A 19,890-nucleotide genomic window follows, 5' to 3' on the forward strand; every position below is an offset into this window, starting at 1 on the left:
AAATCTGGCATGATTTTGCTAAAGATAAACTTTTAGCCCAATGACCAGTCCAAGCACAACCATCTACACCCCGTTCGCGGACGGACGTACGGTGCACGACATCGTCGAGCACAGTCCCGCGCTGGTGAACGAAGCGTGGTGCAGGAATCTGTTACGCCGGGTCCTCGATTCGCTCGAACAGCAATATGCCAGCGGGGCGCCGCACCGCCGCATCTCGCCCGAGACCCTGGTCATGCTCAACAACGGCGAAGCGCTGCTGCTGCCCGCGGCCGAGGATGGCGGCGAGGAATTGGCCGGCGCCGAGCCCACGCTGGCCGGCGACCTGCATGCGCTGGCACAGGTGGTGCACTACGCCATCACCGCCGAACTGCCGCCCGATGGCCCGGTCGGCCCCCGCCTCTACGACAACTACAGCGACGAGCTGACCCAGGGCATCGACCGCTGCCTTGGTCCCAACCTGCGCCTGCGCCCGAAAACGGTTCCCGAGATGCGCAGCCTGCTTGGCCTGGAAGGCGGCGCGTTCGCGGGTGGCGAGGCGCGGGCGCAGGACGATTCGCTGCCACAACTTCACGGCGCCGGCCCGGTACAGTCTCGCATTGTCCTCCAGCCGGAAAACGCGGCCATGACAGGCGAGCACGCGCTGGACGCCGCGCATGGGGCGGGGCCGATGCATGCGAACGACACCGGCCTGCACGCGGCTCCGGTCGAGGCCCACGGCATTGCCGGCTTTGCGCCGGTGGACACCGCCCTGCCGCAAGCGGCCGTCCGCGCAACCGCCGCGCATGCGGAGGCGAGCCTGCTGCGCCAGAGCGCGACTGAGGCCGGCCCAACCGCCGCGACGGTCGCCACGCCGGCCCCGGCAAAAGGACCGGCCGGCGCTGCCGCCGCAACACCGGCCTTCGGACACGCGCCATGGGAAGGCAGCCGCCAGCGCCGCATCCAGCGCTGGGCCATGATCGCCGGCGCGGCCGTCGTCCTGCTGGCGGCGGCGGGTGGCGCCCTCGTCTCCTTCCTGCAGCAGAGCGATTCGGCCGATATTCCCGCGCTCGCGCTGCCGCCTGCCGCACCCGCCGCGGCGGGTCCCGACGCCGGCGCCGCCATACCGGCCGATACGGCAACGGCAAACGCATCCGGCGCGGTACAGGATAGTGGCAGTATGCCGGCGCCAAACGCGCAGGCGCCCCTTGACCCCGGCGCGCCTGCGGACGCCTCCGGCAATGCCCCGGGCGCCATCGCCTCGGGCGCGGCAGATCCCGCAGCCGTCGCTGCTGCGCCGGGCACCGCCCGGAACCGGGCGTCTTGCCCGGCGCCCCGCCGGGGACGACGCCTGGCCTTGCTGGCGCGCGCAGCGCCGACGCGGTCGTCAACGGCACGACCTATAAACTGCGTATCAAGCCCTGGGGCACGGTGTACGTGAACGGCGTTGCCCGCGGCGTCAGCCCGCCGGTCAAGCGCCTCACGCTCGGCCCGGGCAAGCACACGATCCGGATCGTCAACCCGAACTTCCCCGAGCACGTGAGGACCCTCACGGCCGGCGGACAGGAAGGTGCGACGATCGAACACGATTTCACGGCTCCGGCCGATTAAGGAAGCTGCCATGACCCGTTTCCTCCCGCCTCGCCTGTTCTGCGCGCTGCTGGCGAGTGCCCTCCTTGCCGGCTGCGCCGAGCTGGCGCCCATTTTCGACCGCAAGGCCGAACCCGAGCGCGACCGTACTCCGGCCCGCGAAGCCAGCCGCGGCGAGGCGCGTACCTCCGCGCGCAGCGATCCGCGCGCCGACTCCGGCCGCGACCAGGTGGCCCTGCGCGAAGGCATCCGTCTCTACAACGAGGGCGATTTCAACGGCGCCATCAAACGCCCGGGCTCGGCCGACATCCGCGGCGGCTCGCCGCTGCGCACGCGCGTCACCGCCCTGAAGTACACGGCATTCAGCTATTGCGTCACCTCGCGCCCGAAGCAATGCGAGCAGGCTTTCGAGAAGATCCTGAAGATCGACCCCGACTTCACGCTCGAACCGGGCGAACAGGGCCACCCGCTGTGGGGACCGGCTTTCGAGCGCGCCAAGCGTAACTGAAGGGCGGCGCCAGCCCAGCCTGGCGCTGTGCCGCCAGGCTGGGCTGCCTCGGTCCCTAGCCCTGTCGGCCCCTACCCCTTGATGTTGACGCTGGCCGGGAAGGTCGGTGCGCGGCGGCGCTTGCTGGCCTGTTCGTAGGCATAGGCCATGCCGATCAGCGTCGCTTCGCTCCAGGCGCCGCCAACAAACGACAGCCCGACCGGCAAGCCGTGCACGAAACCGGCCGGCACCGTGATGTGCGGGTAGCCCGCCACCGCCGCCGGCGACGAGAAGCTCATGCCGTAATGGTCGCCGTTGATGTAGTCGGTCAGCCAGGCCACGCCGCCGGTGGGCGCCACCGGGGCGTCGAGCTTGTGCTCGCGCATCACCTTGTCGATCCCCTCCTCGCGCGCGTAGCGCCGGTTGTTCGCCAGCGCCTCGCGGTAGGACTTCGCGTCCAGTCCTGGCTTGCCCTGGGCGGCGACCAGGTGCTCCTGGCCGAAATAAGGCATTTCCCGGCTGGCGTTCTTTTCGTTGAAGGCGATCACGTCCGCCATGTTCTTTACCGGCGCATGGGGCGCGTAGCCTTCCAGGTAAGCAGCGAGGTCAGGCTTGAATTCGCAGAGCAGCACTTCGACTTCGGTCTCGTTGTACTTGTCGGTGTTCGGCACCTTGACATCGACCAGGATCGCACCCTGCTCCTTCAGGATCGCCAGCTCCTTCTCGACGATCGCGTCGATGGCGGTGCTGCCGCCGAAGAAATTGCGCGCCACGCCAATGCGCTTGCCGCGCAGGCCATCGGGACGCAGCGCCGCGGCGTAATCGCTGCCCTTGCCGGCGCTGTCCTTTGTGACCTCGTCGCTCGCGTCGACGCCCGTCATTGCCGCCAGCATCAGGGCGGCATCGGCCACGCTGCGCGTCATTGGCCCGGCGGTGTCCTGCGAGTGCGCAATCGGAATGATGCCGCTGCGGCTGACCAGGCCCAGTGTCGGCTTGAAGCCGACGATGCCGCAGCTCGAGCTGGGCGAGACGATCGAGCCGTCGGTTTCGGTGCCGACGGCGAGCGTGGCCAGGCTGGCGGCGATGGCCGCGCCGGAGCCGGAACTCGACCCGCTCGGATTGCGGTCGAGCGCGTAGGGGTTGCGGGTCTGGCCGCCGCGTCCACTCCAGCCGCTGACGGAATGGGTGGACCGCATGTTCGCCCATTCCGACAGGTTGGTCTTGCCGATGATCACGGCGCCGGCAGCGCGCAGGCGCTCGGCAACGAAGGCATCGCGGGTGGCGCGCACGCCGGCCAGGGCGAGCGAGCCGGCGCTGGTGCTCATCTTGTCGCCGGTGGCGATATTGTCTTTCAGAAGCACGGGAATGCCGTGCAGCGGACCGCGCAGCTTGCCGGCCGCGCGTTCACGGTCGAGCTCGGTGGCGATGGCGACGGCGTCGGGATTGAGTTCGATGACCGCGTTCAGGCGCGACCCGGCCTTGTCGAGGGCCGCGATACGCGCCAGGTAGCGCTCCACCAGCTTGCGCGAGCTGGTCTTGCCGGCCGCCATGGCCGCGCCCTGCTCGCGTACACCTGCCTCGAGCAAGGCGTCGGTGGCGCCGGCCGCGGCTGCCTTCGGCTTGGCCGCCATGGCCCCCGCTCGCTCCGGCAACCGCACCCGCCGCCACGCCCAGCCGAACAAAATCCCTGCGATCCATGTGTCCCCCAATTATTTATAGTGAAGCAATAGGATAGCAGTGCTTGCCATTCGACACCATTTGCACCTGGACAGGCGGTGCGCGTCCGGGACAGCGAATGCTGGCGGCGAAAAAAAACGCTGCCATCGCGGCAGCGTTTTTTGTACAACGCAAGCAGGTGTCGATCAGTTACGGACGACGCGCTTGTATTCGTTGGTGCGGGTGTCGATCTCGATGGTGTCATCCTGGCTCACGAACAGCGGCACCATGACGATGTGCTGGTGGGCTTCGATGGCGTTCTCGATCTTGGCTTCCTTCAGGACGTTGCCCGAAGTATTGCCTTTGACCGCAGGCTCCGAGTAGACGACCTGGCGGGCGATCGTGGTCGGCAGTTCGACCGAGATGGCCTTGCCGTCGTAGAACACGGCTTCGCATTCCATACCGTCTTTCAGGTAGTGGAGCGCGTCGCCCAGGTTTTCTTCTTCGATTTCGAACTGGTTGTACTCTTCGTCCATGAAGACGTACAGCGGATCGGCGAAGTACGAGTAGGTTACCGGCTTCTTGTCGAGGACGACGACGTCGAACTTGTCATCGCCGCGGAACACGTTTTCCAGCGGTGCGTTGGTCAGAAGATTCTTCATCTTCCACTTGTAGGTGAAGCCCGTGCGGCTCGAGCCGTTGACATCGGAACGCAGGACGATAAAAGGCTTTTCATCAACCATGATGATGTTGCCGACACGGATCTCTTTTGCGGGTTTCATAAGATTAAAAGTAATCAAAAAAAGTGGTTGCAGTAACAGGGCATGATACCACGTAACGGGGGCCTTGCCTAACGAAGTGAGGAGGCGAAAGCAAGCAGGTTCGATGCGAGGTCGCCGTTTTCCAACATCTCGGCCTGCCATTCGGCTGCGCGTGCCTCAATCGCCGGCATCTCGGCCTTCAGCGCCGCCCACAAGCCGGGCCAGTCCGCGTCCGCGGCCGGGAGGGCGCTGTTCCAGCAGAGCGAGAACGCACGGGTTGCTGCCTGCGCAGCATAGCGGTCCAGGAAAGCGCGCAATTTCTTGTGGTGCAGGTTTTCATCCTGCGGATAGATATGCCAGACGAAGGGTTTGCCAGCCCACTGGGCGCGCACCCATGAGTCTTCCCCGCGCACGAAGTTCAGGTCGCAGGACCACAGGAGACGGTCGTAGTCGGGCTGCGACACGAAAGGCAGCACGCGCACGGTCAGCGCGCCGCGGGTGGCGACCGCGCCGGCCTCTGCCGCGGTTCCGAGGAAGTCCTCGACGGCGGCGCGCGCCACGCCCTCGGGCACCAGGCAGGTCAAGGGCTCGCCCCGGCCTGCCAGGCCGCGAACAGGGCGGCCACAGGGGCGTGCGGATAGCAGAACAGCGAAACCTTGAAGGCGTCCAGCTCGGCGGCGCCCAGGCCCAGGCGACCGAGAAACGCGCGCGCCGGCGCGGGCGTGGCCAGGAAGTCCCGGCGCAGGTCTTCCAGCGCGCCCTCGCGCAGCAGGCCGCCCGTCCTGTTCGTAAATCCCGGAAAGAAGAAGTGCTTGGTCAGCTTCAGGCGCGGATGCATCGAGGGCAGGCGGTGGCAGCCTTCGACCCACTCCTCGGCCGTCAAGCCTTCCAGGTTCAGCCAGACCGGGCGCGGCTCGCACCTGGCCATCGCCTCGATATAGCCAGGTGGAATGTCGCAGGCAAAGAATTCGATGACGATATCGGCCACGTCGCCTGGAGCGTAGCTGCCTTCCTGGCCTTGCCAATGGCGCACCACGACGCCGCCGACTTCCTGGCACGCGGCCGCGACGTCCACCTCCGGACAAATGCGGCGGAAGCTGGCCAGGTCGTCGACCCAGAGGGTGACGGCAAGGCCGTGCTCCGTGCACAACTGGCGTGCCAGGCGCCAGCAAATGCCGATGTCGCCATAGTTGTCGACGACCTTGCAGAAGATGGCGAGGGACAGCGGACGCGCTTCGAGGTGATGGGCAGACATGGTGGAGTTGGATAGGTGGCGTCGGCGGGCAAAGCCCTTCGAGGGGCCGGCACCGGCCGGCGGCAAGGGCGGGATTCTAACCGATCGGGCAGCGATCTTGCATGACGTCCATGGCTTGTCTTGAATATCGGCCGCGCGCGGCAGGGTTTTCCGGGCGCGGATTCCCGTTCATCTGCGTTAGCGCAAACCACACCAGCATATTGCGGAATGATCACCTGGAGGCTCAAACTTCGCCGCCGGCGTCCAGTCCAAATCCTACCTGCAGGGAGAGCGGACTCGGTCGTCCGCCCTGCACTGCGTCCGCTTTCCGACCTTACCGGGAGCGGGCGTCCACTTTCGCGGCCGCTTGCAGCGCGTGTAAGGGAAACGCAATCAGCCAGGCATGCCGTCGCGTGCGCGGGCTGGCGTCGTTGCCGGCTGCCGCACCCCAATGGAGGAGTCGAGCATGAATGAATTTCAGCAACCCGCAATTGGGCAAGCTCAGTACGCGCCGCAAAGCCTGTTCGGCGGCATGTTCGGTGCACCGCTCGGCGGCCTGATCGGCCGCGGCATCGGTGGCATCTTCGGCAACCCCAACCTGGGCAGCCGCATCGGCGAAGTGGCCGGCGGCATTGGTGGTGGCCTGTTGCCGTTCGGCGCAGACCCGTCCGCCATTGCTGCCCAGCCGCAGCAGCTGCAGCAGCTGCAACAGCTCCAGCAACTCCAGCAACTGCAACAACTCCAGCAACTGCAACAGCAACAGCAGCAAGCCCAGCTTGGCCAGCTGACGCCGCAAGGCGGCTTCTTTGGCGGCCTGATCAGCCAGTTCGGCAAACCTGCCGGCAACCTGATCGGCAACCTGGCCGGAAGCGGGACGCTGGGCAATATTATCGGCAGCGGCCTGTCCGGTCTGGGCAGCCTGCTGCCCTTCTCGGCCGATCCGCAAGGTGGCCAGGGCGCGGTAGTGCAGCAACTGCAGCAACTCCAGGTGCAACAGCAGCAATTACTGCAGGCGCTGCAACAGATCCAGCAGCAGGCAGCGGTGCTGCAGCAACAGCTGACGCAGCAACAGGTCAGCCAGCAACCGCTCGGCCAGCAACAGGGGCAGGGCCAGGTGGCGCCCCAGGGCTGGCTGGGCAACATGATCGGCAAGGTTGCGGGCCCAGCCGGCGGCTGGATCGGCAGCCAGTTCGGCCACCAGCAGCTGGGCAGGACGATCGGCGACTATGCCGGCCAGCTGGGCGGCATGCTGCCGTTCTCGGTTGACCCATGGAGCGCCTACGCCCAGCAGGTACAGCAAGCCCAGCTGGCGCAACTGGCGGGCCAGCAGACGGTCCACTGACCGGGCGCGATCCGCATTGTCCGGCCTCCTGCCGGCAACCAGCCTTCCCGCCGCCGGCGGGGAGGCTTCAATGGAGAACATTCATGCCAGTTTCCGCTACCACAGGCCCCGGCAGCCGCTACATCGTGCGTGCGGCGGGCGACGATGGCGCCCTTGCGCGCTTCCTCGACAGCATCGGCGCCGATCCGGCGCTGCACGTTCTCGAGACCATCGGCCCGGCCGCGGCGCCCCACACGCTCGTCGTCGAAGCCGATCCCGCCGCCATCGACCAGCTCAGGCAACGCACGCTCAACCAGTTGATGATCGAACCGGACCGCCCGCTGTCGCTGTTCTGACGCGCCTGGCCCACCCATCGAAAGGACAAGCATCATGCCCAAGAATCCCCAAGGCGGCCCCGGCGATCCGCAAGACCGGAGCGGCCAGCCGCCAGACGGCGCCGACAGGCTCGGCGACGGAGCCACTGCCCCCACCGCTGCCGCCGCCGCCGCCGCCGCCGAGCAGCGTGGCCGCCCGGTGGCCGAACGCAAGAAGAAATACCGGTGGCGCCACGCCAGCCCGCGGTCCTGGGGGCCTTTGGCCTCTCCGGCGCCGGCCTGCCTCCCCTGCCCCTGGCCGCCGTCGAGCGGGCCCTGCGTGCCACACCCGAAATCGAGGTGGTCGACACTATCGGCACCCGGGGCAGCGTGGCGACCGCTGGACTCGACGGCGGCAGCGAGGGCATCCTGGTCGCACGCATGACCGATCGCCAGGCTGGAGAACTGCACCAGCGCGGCGGCGGCCGGCTGCTCGTCGAGCGCGACCAGCACCTGCACCTGCTCGATCCGATGCTGCGCCGTCCTGACCTGGTCAGCTCGCTCACGCCCTACACCGGCGCGGCGACCGAGGTCGCCATCACCGTGCTCGGCAGGGACGGCGCGCCGCTGGCCGACGCCGAGGTCTCGCTGTTCGGCGGCATGCTCCCGGCTGCGGCTGTTACCGACGCCAGCGGCACCGCACACATCCGCATGTATGGCGACGACCCGCGCGCGATCAGCGGGCTGTACGTGAAGCCCCGTGCCGACTACTGGAGCTTCTTCCAGCGCGATCCCGAGCTCGACCCGAACCAGGCCAACATCGTGGCGCTGCATCCGCTGTCCGAATCGCCGGCCTTGCAGAATTTCCCGCGCCAGCAAGCACTCGGCTGGGGCGCGCGCGCCATGCGCCTGGACGCCGTCCCGCCCCAGTTGCGCGGCCAGGGCGTAAAAATCGCTGTCATCGATTCCGGTGCGGCCACCAGCCACGCCAACCTGGCGCGCATACGCAACGGTTTCGACATCATCAACAAGCGCACCGACCCCGGCACCTGGACCGAGGACACCCTCGGGCATGGGTCGCACTGCGCAGGCGTGATCGGGGCGGCCGATATCGCCTGGGGCATTCGCGGTTTTGCGCCCGATGCCGAAATCCATGTCTGCAAACTCTTCCCCGGCGGCCAGGTCAGCCAGTTGATCGAAGCGCTGGAGTATTGCATCGAGCAGGGGATCGACGTCGTCAATATGAGCCTCGGTGGCGGCGCGCCCTCGGAGGCACTCGAACGGCAAATTGCGCGCGCCAAGGCGGCTGGCGTCGCCTGCATCGCCGCTGCCGGCAATTCCGGCGGTCCCGTCCAATATCCCGCCGCCTCGCCCAACGTGCTGGCGGTGGCTGCCATCGGCAAGCTCGGTGAATTCCCACCCGACAGCTATCACACCGAAACCCTCAGCTCCGATGTCGACGGGCTGGGCTATTTCACCGCGAAATTCAGCTGCTTCGGTCCGCAAGTGGACGTGTGTGCGCCCGGCGTGGCGATTGTCTCGTCGGTGCCTCCGAATAATTTTGCGGCCTGGGACGGTACCTCGATGGCGGCGCCGCATATAACCGGCCTGGCGGCACTCATTCTTGCGCACCGGCCGGAATTCCAGGGGCTGGGCGGCATGCGTTCACCCGAGCGGGTGGAACGCCTGTTCCAGTTCATTCGCCTGAGCGCGCGGCGGGTCACGCTGGCCGATCCGACACACATCGGGAGCGGCATGCCCGATGCGCTGGCGGCACTCGGTTTGTCGTCAGCGCCCAGCCCGCAGCTTGGCGCCTGGCAGCCGATGTTCGGTGAACTGGTGGGCGTCGGCAACGGCAACGGCGGTCGTGCGCCGCTCTATGCGGGGACGAATCCCTATCTGCTCGGCACTGCTCTGGCGACGCAGGGCTTGCAGCTGGGTCTTCCGCCTGGCGGCATGGGACTGTCTGGCTGGTGAGTTTGGCGGCTGGGGCGCGAGCGTGCGCGCGCCTGGCGGTGCGCGAGCACGTTCGCGTGGCCGTGCGCGTGCACCTTCGCGTCGCCGTGCGCAAGCACCGCCACTGAACTGACATTGACACAGGGGGATGCCCATGCACGATGCCGGCACGAACGGCAGCCCTGGCTGACGCTGGTGCCGTATGCCGATCCCCCACGCGTGCGAGCGATGGCAAGGTCACGACGAGGACGAGGACGAGGAAACGCGTAACGGCGAGCGGGGGAAGATGCGTGCGCTACGGCGAATGCGCGAAGTCGAATGAGCGACGTCGAATGCGCGGAGACGAGTGCGCGAAGTCGCATGCGCGGAGACGAGTGCGCAAGGACGAACAGGCAAATAAGCGAGCAGGCGAAGACGAGCTGGACGGCAAAAAGCAAAAAACCGCTCGAAGGCGGCTTTTTGCTTTGACTGGCGTCCCCACGGGGATTCGAACCCCGGTACTCACCGTGAAAGGGTGATGTCCTAGGCCTCTAGACGATGGGGACCTAAAACTGTTTGCACTGCTCAGATACTGCTGCTGCCAAATTCTTGGCGTCCCCACGGGGATTCGAACCCCGGTACTCACCGTGAAAGGGTGATGTCCTAGGCCTCTAGACGATGGGGACCCTGGAACTACCGATACTACACATTGCGAATTCTTCTACGTGGTGGAGGTAAGCGGGATCGAACCGCTGACCTCTTGCATGCCATGCAAGCGCTCTCCCAGCTGAGCTATACCCCCCACGGGGAAACAACATCATACCATACTGCCTGTACTTCCACTACTGCTGCCGCTGGCGCAGCTTGGTGGCAAACCACTGCCAACCCTGGCGTCCCCACGGGGATTCGAACCCCGGTACTCACCGTGAAAGGGTGATGTCCTAGGCCTCTAGACGATGGGGACCCTGAACTACCGAACTACACTTCAACTTGGTGGAGGTAAGCGGGATCGAACCGCTGACCTCTTGCATGCCATGCAAGCGCTCTCCCAGCTGAGCTATACCCCCGTGCTGCTGAAGTGCGAGCATTATAGCGGGGGTTCTTGCATTACGCAAATACCGATTTGACGATCATCATGCGAACCGCAAACGGTGCCACACAAGCGGCATCACCAATGGAAATCAACAGCCGGATTCCGATCCCCCAGTCACAGGCCCTTTGCCACGCGCGCCAGTACGGTGTCGCGCCCGAACAGCTCGAGCACGGCATCGATGGCGGGCGTTTGCAGCTGGCCCGTGACGAGCAGGCGCAGCGGCATGGCGATCTGCGGCATCTTCAAGCCATTGGCCGCCAGCACTTCCTTGAGCATGGCTGCAATCGCCGCCTTGTTCCACTCGACCGTCTGGCAGCGCTCGGCAAACTGGGCCAGCGCCGGACGCACGGCGTCGGTGAGGTGCTGGGTCATGAGGGCCGCGTCCGGCTGCGGCTGGCGATAGAACAGCATCGCAGCGTCCGCCAGCTCGTTGATGGTGTTGGCGCGATCCTTGACCAGGGCGAGTACGGCCGGCAGCGCCGGCGCGCCGTCGAACTGCGCGCCCTCCATCTTGGTGCGTACCAGGCCGGCCAGGCGCTCGTTGTCGGCCGCCTTGATGTAGTGGTTGTTCAGCCAGGCCAGCTTTTCCGGATTGAACTGGGCGGCCGAGGCCGTCAAATGCTCGAGGTTGAACCACCCGGTGAACTGTTCCATCGAGAAGATCTCGTCGTCGCCGTGGCTCCAGCCCAGGCGCGCCAGGTAGTTCAGCATCGCTTCCGGCAGGTAGCCCTGCTCCGGGTATTGCATCACGCTGACCGCGCCATGGCGCTTCGACAATTTCTGGCCGTCCGGGCCGAGGATCATCGGCAGGTGACCGTACTCCGGCAGCTCGGCGCCCAGCGCGCGCAGGATATTGATCTGGCGTGGGGTGTTGTTGACGTGGTCGTCGCCGCGCAGCACGTGCGTGATCTTCATGTCCCAGTCGTCCACGGATACGCAGAAGTTGTAGGTCGGCGTGCCGTCAGGGCGGGCAATGATCAGGTCGTCGAGTTCCTTGTTGGCGATCGTGATCGGGCCCTTGACGACGTCGTTCCAGGTGACTTCGCCATCAAGCGGATTCTTGAAGCGCACGACGGGCTTGACGCCTTCGGGGACCGGCGGCAGGGTCTTGCCCGGCTCGGGACGCCAGGTGCCGTCGTAGCGCGGCTTTTCGCCAGCGGCACGCATGCGCTCGCGCATGGCCTCAACTTCTTCCGGCGAGCAATAGCACAGGTAAGCGGTGCCGGCTTCCAGCATGCCCTTGACGACCTCACGGTAGCGGTCCATGCGCTGCATCTGGTAGAACGGGCCTTCGTCGTGCGACAGACCCAGCCACTGCATGCCGTCCAGGATCGCCTGCACCGCTTCCGGCGTCGAACGCTCGAGGTCGGTGTCCTCGATACGCAGGATGAAGGTGCCGCCGAAGTGGCGGGCATAGGCCCAGGAATAGAGCGCGGTGCGCGCGCCGCCGAGGTGGAGGTAGCCGGTCGGGCTGGGGGCGAATCGGGTACGGACGGGGGTGCGGACGGTCATGGCGGAAAGCGGAATGATAAAACGGCTATTCTACCTCCATGCGCCCGCCACAGGCAGCGTCGACGTCGCGGCACATGGCGTCGGCGTGACTGCTGGCCGGCTGATTCTCGGCCTCGTTGAAGGTCGATCGCGGCACCGCGTTCGACCTGCCATCGCCCCGCCGGCTTGCGGTCCGGGCCTCTGGCAGCGCCCTCCCCGTTGCCACCGGCGCTCAGGATGCACTCCGACGTTCAGCCACTCGCCCAGCGCGCGTTCCGGCTGCGGCGTCGTATATCGTCAGCCCGGCGCCACGCCAACTGATTCTTCCACCAGCGCGCCCGGGCCGTCGCGCAGGCCGTCCACGTACTGCGCCAGCGCGCGCGCCGTGGGGTAGTCGTAGAGCAGCTCGGCGCTGACTGCCACACCACAGGCCGCTTCCAGTTCCAGCGCCAGCGGCACCGAAGCCAGCGAATCGATGCCGAGGTCGCCGAACGAGGTATCGGCATCGACCGCCGGCATCACCGCGTCGCCGGCGCCGCCTTCGCGGAACCATTTCAGAATGCAGCCCAGCACTCGCTCCAGGCTCGCTGCGGACACCTGTCCCGCAGCGTTGGCCGCTACCTGCCGTGATGCCTGTTCATGTCCGGCGGGCTCAAAAGATAGCGGCGACGGTGCTGCGACATCCTCCGCGCCGGGTTCAGCCCCCCGGTCCTGCTTCGTCACGCAGTTGGCAAATGGCGCGAGCATGGCCTCGTACTGACTGTCAGCCACAATCGGCGTCCGTTCGCGCGCCAGCATGGGGTCGATGCCTTGCGCTTCGCCGGGCGACACCGCGTCGCCGTCCCCGATGCTCGCCGCGTAGCCGGCAACCCGGGCCAGCACTGCCTCGGCCGCTGGACAGTTGCCTGCCTGCGCCGTTTCACTCTCGATGCGCCGGCGCAGGGCGTCCAGGCGCTGGCGTACCCAGTGCGCCGATTGCAGGGGGCGCCGCCGCGGCCAGCAGGGTCCAGGCCGCGAACTCGCCATTGCGTCCGTCCTGCCACTGCCCGGGGGCTGGAGCAGGCAGCCTCTCCAGTTGCCGGGCAAGCGCGGGCGCGCCGAAGCGGCTGCCGACGGTATGCGCGAGGCGGTTGCCGGGCAGCCGCGCCAGCGCGCCAAGGTGGGCATACAGGACTTCGCTCGGCCCCTCGAGAATGCGCAGCGCACGGGCATCGCGCAGCAGTTGCGGCGCCAGGTTGTTCTCAGGTAGCCGCGCCCGCCCAGCATCTGGACCAGGCGATCGGCACTTTCCCACAACAGTTCCGACAGCACGCACTTGGCTGCGCTGCAGGCATCGAGCGGCAGCGCCCCGCCCTCGTCGACCTGTGCCGCCAGAGCGGCGACGAGCGCCTCGCCCGCCGCGATGGCGCAGTCGAGCTCGTGCAAGTGCAGGCGCGTCGCAGGATTGTCGAGCAGCCGCCCTCCGGCCACCTCGCGCCGCGCGGCGTAGCGCGCCATCAGCTGGGCACAGCGTTTCATCGCGCCGACGCACAGCGCACCGATGCCGAGGCGGGCGAAGCCCATCGCGTCCTTGGCCACTTCCATGCCGCTGCCGGGCGCGCCCAGCACCTGCGCATCCGGCACGAACACGGACTCCAGGCGGACGGCGTTCTGGACGATGGCGCGCATGCCCATGGTGAGCGCTTCCGGCCCCTGGAGGAGCCCCGGCGCATCCTCCGGCACCAGCAGCGCGACCGTGCCCAGCGCCCTGCCCGCCGGGTCGAAGGCCCGGGCAAACACGGTCAGCACGCCGGCCCAGGAGGCCAGGCCGATCAGGTGCTTCTCGCCGCTGACGCGCCAGCCGCCATCCACCCGCAGCGCGCGGGTACCGATCGCGCGCGGGTTCGAACCCGCCTGGGGCTCACTCATCGCGAAGGCCGCCAGCTGGCGCCCGCCAGCGAGCAGCGGCAGCCAGCGCGCACGCAGCGCCAGCGGCGCATGACGCATCAGGGGACGCAAGCCGAGGCCGTTGTGCACGCCGACCAGGGTCGCCAGCGTCAGGTCGATCGCGGCCAGCTGCTGCATCACCCGCACCAGGTCGACGGTCGCCAGCGCCAGCCCGCCCGTCCCCAGCGGTGCCTGCAGGCCGAACAGGCCCTGTCGTGCGAAGTCGAGCAGCACATGCGGCGGCAGGCTGCGACGCTCGTCGGCCAGGCGCAAATCGAGGCGGCGCGGGGCGTACTCACGCAGCCAGCGGATCGCCGCGTCGGCGCGGCCGGCACTGCCTCCACCATGCGTGCTGCCGATATCGCCTGCGCCCCGGTGCTCGCGCGCGGGGGCAGGGGCAAGGCACCACCGAGCAGCAGCGCCTTGCAGCGGCCGCGCCGCAGCTTGCCGCTGGTCGTGCGCGGAAAGCCGCCCGGTGCGGCGAAGACCAGTGTATCCAGGGTCACGCCAATACCGTCGGTGACGGCTGCGCGGATGCGTCGCCCCAAAGCCGCCAGGTCGGCATGGCGCGCCAGCGTACGCGAGGCCTCGACCGCCAGCGCCAGCCGCTCGCGGCCCTCGCTCTCGACGGCGAAGGCTGCGCAGCTGTTCGGTGCCAGTTCCGGGAAGGCGCTTTCGACCAGCTCTTCGATATCCTGCGCGTGGAGCTTGCGCCCGTGGACGATGACGATGTCCTTGCGCCGCCCGGTGACGAACAGCTCGCCCTCGTGCAGGAAACCCAGGTCGCCGCTGCGCAGGTAGCGCATGCCGGGATCGACCGGGCCTGCGTCGGCGATACGCGCGCCGAACACGTCCTCGCTGTCCCGGGCTGGCCCGCGGTAGCCGCAAGCGACGCCCGGACCTGCGATCCATATTTCTCCAATTGCGCCTGGCGCCACGCGTCCACGGCGCAGCGGGTCGACGATCGCGACCTCCACGCCAGGCGCCGCGGGACCGCAGCTCACCAACACGCGCGCGCCATGGCCATCCCGGCCAGTCTCGCGCACCTCGCCCAGTTCGAGCGCGCTTGCTTCGAACGCGCGTATGCGCGGCTGCCTGGCGCGCGGCCCGCCGGCGACCAGCAGCGTCGCCTCGGCCATGCCATAGCAGGGAAACGGCGCGCCAGGACGCAGCCCGCAGCTTGAAAAAGGCTGCCTGAAGCGCTCGAGCGTGGCCGCACGCACTGGTTCGGCCCCGTTATAGAGTACCTCCAGGCTGGATAGGTCCAGGCCGCGCTTGCACTCCTCGCCCACCCGGCGCACACACAGGTCCCACGCGAAGTTCGGCGCACCGCTGCAGGTAGCGCGAAAGCGCGTGATCGCCTCCAGCCAGGCCCCTGGGCGGCGCAGGAAGGCGCCGGGCGCCATCAGTATCGAACGAAAGCCCAGCATCAGCGGCGCGCACACGCTGCCGATCAAGCCCATGTCGTGAAACAGCGGCAGCCAGCTGACCATCACGGTCGCCGGTCCGAAGCCGAAAGCGCTGCCGATCGCGCGCACGTTGGCATCGATATTCGCGTGGATGATCTCGACGCCCTTCGGCTGTCCGGTGGAGCCGGAGGTGTACTGGAGGAAGGCGACAGCGTCCACACATGCCGCAAACGTGGGAGGCGTCGCCCGGCCGCCGCAGGCTTCTTCGCGCAGCAGCGGCGTCGCACAGCGGGCGCGTTCGAGCGCGGCAGCCGTCGCTTGCTCGAGTTCGGGCGCGCATAACACCAGTGCAGGCGCGGCGTCCGCCAGCAGCGCCGCCAGGCGCGCGCCATCGCGCGGCCGATGCGCCGGCGCCGCCGGCACCGCCACCGCGCCGGCAAGCAGGCAGGCAAGGAAGGCGACGACGAAATCGATTCCCGACGGGTAGAGCAGCAGGACAGGCTCGCCGGGCTGCACGCGGTGGGCCAGGCGCGCCGCGAACGCATCCACCCGCGCGGCCAGCCCGGCATAGCTGATGTCCTCGACCTCGCCGCTCTCGCGCAGGAAGCTGTAGGCGACGCGTTGCGGCGTGCGCGCAGCGTGCAGGCGCAGTTGCCCCGGCAGCGTGCGACTGTGCGGCTCGCCCGATTCAGCCACGTGCACGCTCCCCGCGCCACGGCTGGCGCGACGGTTCCACGCCCAGCGCCGCACCGGCGCCGCCGACGCTGGCACCGATCAGGCGCGCGCCGTGGCGCAGCTGCTCCGGCGTGTGCGCGGCCATGACCTGCAGGCGCAGGCGCGCGGCACCGAGCGGGACGCCGGGGAACTCGACCGCGTTGACGAACACGCCCGAGCGCGCCAGCGTGCGGCCCGCCAGGCGTGCCACCGATTCGCTGCCGATCCACAGCGGGACGATGGCCGACGGGATGCCGAGGCAGCGCATGCCGGTTTCGGCGAGGTGGGCACGCAGCGCGAGCGCATTGCGCAGCATGGCGGCGCGCAGCGTGTCGCCTTCGGCACCGGTGACGATGCGCAGCGCCGCCAGCACGCTGGCCGCCTGCAGCGGCGACAGGGCATTCGAGAACAGGTGAGGGGCCAAAAAAGCTGCAGCTGGCGCTTGACCGCGCGCGAGGCGCTGGCGACAAAGCCTCCGTTCGACGCGAAGGTCTTCGAGAAAGCGCCCATCACGATGTCGACCTTGCCCAGCATGGACTGTTCGCCGACGCAGCCGCTGCCGCCCGGGCCGAGTGCTCCCAGGTCATGCGCCACGTCCACCAGCAGCGTGGCGCCGTATTCGCGGCACAGGTGCTGCATCAGCGGCAGGTCGGGCGCATCGGCATCCATGCTGAACAGGCCCTCGGTGACGACCAGGATGCCGTTCTCGGGATCGCGGGCGCGGATCGCGGCCAGCAGTTCGCGCACGTGGCCCGTGTCGAGGTGGCGATGCAGCAGCACGTTGCGGGTGGCGGCAGCGGCGCCCTGGCGCAGCGAGGCATGCGCCAGCTGGTCGATCACGACGTAGTCGCGGCCATTCACCAGCGCCGTGATGACCCCGAAGGCGGCGCCCCAGCCGGTCGGAAACAGGGTCACGTGTTCCTGCCGCAGCAGCGCGCCGAGCGCTTCCTCGAGCGCCAGCGAGTGGCGGCTGTTGCCAAGCAGGACAGCCGAGCCGGCGCTGTGCGGCCCGGATTCGTCCAGCGCGGCCATCGCGGCGGCGCGCACGGTCGGATGCGAGGCCAGCGACAGGTAATCCTGCGAGGCGAAGTTGATGCCATGCGTGGCCGGCAGGATGCCGCCCTCCTCGCACACGCTCGCCTCCGGCGCCGGCGCACCGTCCACCGCGCGGGCATACTGCCAGACACCGTGCCTGGTGCGCAGCTGGCACCAGGCATCGAGCGCTTCGGTACGGCGCATCAGGTCGGCACCGCGCGGCTGCGCGAACTGGGCGACGCTGCCGCGCAGCGCGCCGCAAGCGCCCAACTCGGCAATATCGTCGTCCCGCTCGAAGACCGGGGTTTCTTCGTGCACGGTACACCTCCTCGTTGACTGCTGATTGATCGGCAAGAACGTTCAGGCCGGGACGGGCGCCGCCAGCTGCTGCGCCTGGCGTGCCAGCAGCGCCCCGACCTGCTCGGGCGGCAGCGGACGGTGGAACAGGTAACCCTGGGCCTCGTCGCAGCGCATCGCGGCCAGGTCGGCCAGTTGTTCGGGCGTCTCGACCGACTCGGAAATCACTTTCAAGTCGAGCCGGTGCGCCATCGCCACGATCGCCTCGGCAATCGCATAGGAGCGCGTGCGCGGGCCCTGGCCGAGGCGGCGCACGAACAGGCCATCCATCTTGAGGATGTCCACGGGCAGCTCGGACAGGTAGTTCAGGCTGGAGTAGCCCGTGCCGAAGTCGTCGATCGAGACCAGCACCCCGGCCGCGCGCAATTCGCCCATGATGCGGCGGTTGGCCTCGAGATCCTCGATCAGGATGCCTTCGGTGATTTCGAGGTCGATGCAGCCGGCGGGCAGGCCGGTTGCGTCGACGATCTCCAGCACGCGCGCGGCGATGCCGGGGTGGCGCAGCTGGCGCGCCGACAGGTTCACGGCCGTCTTCACGCCCGGCAGGCCGGCATCGCGCCAGGCGCGGTTCTGGGCGCAGACGGTGCGCAGCACCCAGTCACCGATTGGGACGATCATCCCCGTCTCTTCGGCCAGCGGAATGAAGCGGCCCGGATCGATGCGCCCGTACACCGGATGCTGCCAGCGCAGCAGCGCCTCGACACCCTCGATGCGGCGCGTGGCCAGGTCGACCTGGGGCTGGTACTCGATATACAGTTGGCCACGCGCGAGCGCGTCGCGCAGGCCGTTCTTCAGGGTCAGCCTTTCGTTATGCGGGGCGCAAGCCGCGCTCGAATACATGCGCACGCTGTTCTCGCCCCAGGCACGCGCGCTGCGCATGGCGATGTCGGCGCGCTTGAGCAGGGCATCGAGGTCGCAGTCCTCGGCCGGGTACAGCGCCACGCCGACCGACAGCGTGACGAAACAGTCGCGTCCGCCGGTGGCGAGCGGCAGCCCGAAGCGGTCGAGGACTTTCTCCGCCACCTGGCGCGCGTCGCCCTCGTCGGCCAGGTCTTCGAGCAGCGCGACGAATTCGTCGCCGCTCCAGCGCGCCACGGTGTCGCAGTCGCGCAGGCAAGCGCGGATGATGGCGCCGACCTGCACCAGCAAGGCGTCGCCGGCCTCGTAGCCGAGGGCATCGTTGACTTCCTTGAACTTGTTGATATTCAGGAGCAGCAGCGCGACCGGACGGGCATTGCGGTCGGCCCGGTCCATCGCATGGCGCAGGCGGTCGCGCAGCAGGCGCCGGTTGAGCAGGCCGGTGAGCTGGTCGCAGCCCACGCCGTCGAGCATGCGCCCGACGCTGGCGCCCAGGTCCTCGCGTTCGTCCAGTGCATCGGGCGCGCCGCCACGCAGGGCCAGCATTCCGGTGGCCTCGTCCTGGCCATGGCAGATCACGCGATTGCGCCCGCTCGACTTGGCGAGATACAGCGCCTCGTCGGCGCGGCCGACGGCCAGGCCGATCGCCTCGCCCATCTGGTACTGGGCCACGCCGATCGACACCGTCAGCGCGATCTCGCTGCCGCCCTCGACGCAGCGCAGGTTCTCGATCGCCACGCGCACGCGCTCGGCCAGCACCGGGGCCTCGGCCGGACCGGTTTCGGGCAGCATCAGGAGGAATTCCTCGCCGCCGTAGCGGCCGAAACTGTCGCTGGCGCGCACGTGCGCCTGCACGACCCCGGCAAAGGCGCGCAATACGGTGTCGCCCGCGCTGTGGCCCCAGGTGTCGTTGATGCGTTTGAAAAAATCGATGTCGAGCAGGCACAGGCAGAACGGACGGCCGCTCCTGTCGCTGCGTTCCTTTTCATGTTCGATCAGGCGCATCAGGTAGCGCCGGTTGTGGCTGCCGGTGAGCTCGTCGCGGATCGCCAGCTCGTTGATCGTTCCCAGCGCCTGCTCCAGCTTGACGAAGCCCTGGGTCTTGGACAGCTCGAACAGCAGCGCGAACACCAGCACCACCACGAACAGGCCCAGATGGCAGACCAGGTACAAGAGCGCCATGTCCGAGACCGGATGGGCCGGCAGGGCCGCCGCCGGCAGCGAATACAGCACGCCGGCCGCGCCGCAGCTGAGCGCCAGCCAGAACAGGGCGCTGGCCAGACCGCCGAGGAACATCGCCACCAGCGGCGCGGTGATCAGCCAGCTGGCGGTGGGCGCGCTGATCCCGCCCAGGTGGAAGCTGAGCCAGCTGAAATTGAAGAACAACGCGCACAGGAACAGTTCGCGCGCGGCCCAGATGCTGCCGCTGGCGCGCAGCAGCATCGGAGCGGCGAGCATGAAGAGGCAGCAGGCGAGGATCTCGGCGGCGGCCGTGCCGAAGCCCAGCATCCCGTAGGCGAGCGCATAAAAGGGCCCCGCGGTGCCGGCCAGCAGCGTCGCGTTGACGACGTTCTCGGCGCGGGTGCGGACCGCGGCCGGCCCTTGCAGGATGGCGGCTGGAATGAACCAATGAGTTGCAACCAGGTAACGGTCGCTCCATCGCGCGCAGGTGCTGTTCATATGTCCTTGGTACGGCTTGGCAGCCGCATGGCGAATGAGGTCAAACGCCAGTG

At 68.1% G+C, this 19,890-nt stretch carries 14 protein-coding genes, 5 tRNA genes and 2 pseudogenes; 6 read left to right on the plus strand and 15 right to left on the minus strand.

Translation table 11 applies throughout. The annotated features are described in order from the left end of the window. The first annotated feature begins 40 nt into the window (after nt 1-40). Genes G4G31_RS19425 through G4G31_RS19435 form a run of 3 tightly spaced genes read left to right on the plus strand, consistent with a single transcriptional unit; the run spans nt 41 to nt 2,074 of the window. Nucleotides 41-1,417, plus strand: coding sequence for a hypothetical protein (locus G4G31_RS19425; protein ID WP_182989001.1), 1,377 nt, complete (start codon nt 41-43; stop codon nt 1,415-1,417). Further along, nucleotides 1,414-1,587, plus strand: coding sequence for a hypothetical protein (locus G4G31_RS26885; protein WP_229425122.1), 174 nt, complete (start codon nt 1,414-1,416; stop codon nt 1,585-1,587). Before G4G31_RS19425 ends, G4G31_RS26885 begins: the two co-directional genes overlap by 4 nt. 10 nt (nt 1,588-1,597) lie before the next feature. Continuing rightward, nucleotides 1,598-2,074 (plus strand): TssQ family T6SS-associated lipoprotein, encoded by a 477-nt coding sequence (locus tag G4G31_RS19435; protein WP_182989003.1) that lies wholly within the window; start codon nt 1,598-1,600, stop codon nt 2,072-2,074. Nucleotides 2,075-2,145: 71 nt separating this feature from the next. Here G4G31_RS19435 and G4G31_RS19440 read toward each other — a convergent pair whose 3' ends face one another. The 4 genes and pseudogenes from G4G31_RS19440 to G4G31_RS26890 form a co-directional block, all read right to left on the minus strand. Further along, nucleotides 2,146-3,684, minus strand: a complete 1,539-nt coding sequence (locus tag G4G31_RS19440; RefSeq protein ID WP_182989004.1) for an amidase — start codon at nt 3,682-3,684, stop codon at nt 2,146-2,148. A 231-nt stretch (nt 3,685-3,915) separates the two neighbouring features. Then, nucleotides 3,916-4,491: an elongation factor P gene (locus tag G4G31_RS19445; RefSeq protein ID WP_136218665.1), complete on the minus strand. Its 576-nt coding sequence runs from the start codon at nt 4,489-4,491 to the stop codon at nt 3,916-3,918. A gap of 68 nt (nt 4,492-4,559) precedes the next feature. Beyond that, nucleotides 4,560-5,725, minus strand: a pseudogene (gene earP / locus G4G31_RS19450) (elongation factor P maturation arginine rhamnosyltransferase EarP). Between the two features lie 313 nt (nt 5,726-6,038). Beyond that, nucleotides 6,039-6,707 carry a hypothetical protein gene (locus tag G4G31_RS26890; protein ID WP_229425123.1) on the minus strand — a complete coding sequence of 223 codons (669 nt, stop codon included), beginning with the start codon at nt 6,705-6,707 and terminating at the stop codon, nt 6,039-6,041. Between G4G31_RS26890 and G4G31_RS26895 the strand changes: the two genes are divergently transcribed. The 3 genes from G4G31_RS26895 (at nt 6,693) to G4G31_RS19465 (ending at nt 9,316) form a co-directional block, all read left to right on the plus strand. After that, nucleotides 6,693-7,046, plus strand: a complete 354-nt coding sequence (locus tag G4G31_RS26895) for a hypothetical protein (RefSeq protein ID WP_229425124.1) — start codon at nt 6,693-6,695, stop codon at nt 7,044-7,046. The genes G4G31_RS26890 and G4G31_RS26895 overlap by 15 nt on opposite strands. Nucleotides 7,047-7,129: 83 nt before the next feature. Continuing rightward, nucleotides 7,130-7,381, plus strand: a complete 252-nt coding sequence (locus G4G31_RS19460; RefSeq protein WP_182989005.1) for a hypothetical protein — start codon at nt 7,130-7,132, stop codon at nt 7,379-7,381. A 204-nt stretch (nt 7,382-7,585) separates the two neighbouring features. Next, nucleotides 7,586-9,316 (plus strand): S8 family serine peptidase, encoded by a 1,731-nt coding sequence (locus G4G31_RS19465; RefSeq protein ID WP_229425125.1) that lies wholly within the window; start codon nt 7,586-7,588, stop codon nt 9,314-9,316. A gap of 448 nt (nt 9,317-9,764) precedes the next feature. Here G4G31_RS19465 and G4G31_RS19470 read toward each other — a convergent pair. The 11 genes and pseudogenes from G4G31_RS19470 to G4G31_RS19510 form a co-directional block, all read right to left on the minus strand. Continuing rightward, nucleotides 9,765-9,840, minus strand: a tRNA-Glu gene (locus tag G4G31_RS19470). A 44-nt stretch (nt 9,841-9,884) separates the two neighbouring features. Then, a tRNA-Glu gene (locus G4G31_RS19475) sits at nt 9,885-9,960 on the minus strand. A 40-nt stretch (nt 9,961-10,000) separates the two neighbouring features. Continuing rightward, nucleotides 10,001-10,076, minus strand: a tRNA-Ala gene (locus G4G31_RS19480). 86 nt (nt 10,077-10,162) lie between these two features. Further along, nucleotides 10,163-10,238 (minus strand) — tRNA-Glu (locus G4G31_RS19485). 27 nt (nt 10,239-10,265) lie between these two features. Next, nucleotides 10,266-10,341 (minus strand) — tRNA-Ala (locus G4G31_RS19490). A gap of 140 nt (nt 10,342-10,481) precedes the next feature. Next, nucleotides 10,482-11,879, minus strand: a complete 1,398-nt coding sequence (gene gltX, locus G4G31_RS19495) for a glutamate--tRNA ligase (protein WP_182989006.1) — start codon at nt 11,877-11,879, stop codon at nt 10,482-10,484. A gap of 276 nt (nt 11,880-12,155) precedes the next feature. Beyond that, nucleotides 12,156-14,030, minus strand: coding sequence for an acyl-CoA dehydrogenase family protein (locus G4G31_RS19500; protein ID WP_229425645.1), 1,875 nt, complete (start codon nt 14,028-14,030; stop codon nt 12,156-12,158). Beyond that, nucleotides 13,922-15,889 (minus strand): fatty acyl-AMP ligase, encoded by a 1,968-nt coding sequence (locus tag G4G31_RS26900; RefSeq protein ID WP_229425126.1) that lies wholly within the window; start codon nt 15,887-15,889, stop codon nt 13,922-13,924. Before G4G31_RS26900 ends, G4G31_RS19500 begins: the two co-directional genes overlap by 109 nt. After that, on the minus strand, nt 15,882-16,013 hold the full coding sequence (locus G4G31_RS27735; protein WP_267873686.1) for a hypothetical protein: 132 nt from the start codon (nt 16,011-16,013) through the stop codon (nt 15,882-15,884). The genes G4G31_RS26900 and G4G31_RS27735 overlap by 8 nt, the downstream gene beginning before the upstream one ends. A gap of 18 nt (nt 16,014-16,031) precedes the next feature. Then, nucleotides 16,032-17,146, minus strand: a pseudogene (locus tag G4G31_RS26910) (aminotransferase class I/II-fold pyridoxal phosphate-dependent enzyme); the annotation flags it as partial. Nucleotides 17,147-17,302: 156 nt separating this feature from the next. Beyond that, the gene (locus tag G4G31_RS19510) at nt 17,303-19,837 is read right to left on the minus strand and encodes a diguanylate cyclase domain-containing protein (protein WP_182989008.1); all 2,535 of its coding nucleotides are present in this window, start codon (nt 19,835-19,837) and stop codon (nt 17,303-17,305) included. Nucleotides 19,838-19,890 lie beyond the last annotated feature (53 nt).

The sequence above is a fragment of the Massilia sp. Se16.2.3 genome (genome assembly GCF_014171595.1).
Classification (GTDB): domain Bacteria; phylum Pseudomonadota; class Gammaproteobacteria; order Burkholderiales; family Burkholderiaceae_D; genus Telluria.

Bases quoted from the DNA above. Each gene is read 5' to 3' on its own strand.
- G4G31_RS19425 (WP_182989001.1), top strand. From the start codon at position 41: ATGACCAGTCCAAGCACAACCATCTACACCCCGTTCGCGGACGGACGT.
- G4G31_RS19460 (WP_182989005.1), top strand. From the start codon at position 7,130: ATGCCAGTTTCCGCTACCACAGGCCCCGGCAGCCGCTACATCGTGCGT.
- G4G31_RS19440 (WP_182989004.1), bottom strand. From the start codon at position 3,684: ATGGCGGCCAAGCCGAAGGCAGCCGCGGCCGGCGCCACCGACGCCTTG.
- G4G31_RS19435 (WP_182989003.1), top strand. From the start codon at position 1,598: ATGACCCGTTTCCTCCCGCCTCGCCTGTTCTGCGCGCTGCTGGCGAGT.
- gltX (WP_182989006.1), bottom strand. From the start codon at position 11,879: ATGACCGTCCGCACCCCCGTCCGTACCCGATTCGCCCCCAGCCCGACC.
- G4G31_RS19510 (WP_182989008.1), bottom strand. From the start codon at position 19,837: ATGAACAGCACCTGCGCGCGATGGAGCGACCGTTACCTGGTTGCAACT.
- G4G31_RS27735 (WP_267873686.1), bottom strand. From the start codon at position 16,013: ATGGCCGCGCACACGCCGGAGCAGCTGCGCCACGGCGCGCGCCTGATC.
- G4G31_RS19445 (WP_136218665.1), bottom strand. From the start codon at position 4,491: ATGAAACCCGCAAAAGAGATCCGTGTCGGCAACATCATCATGGTTGAT.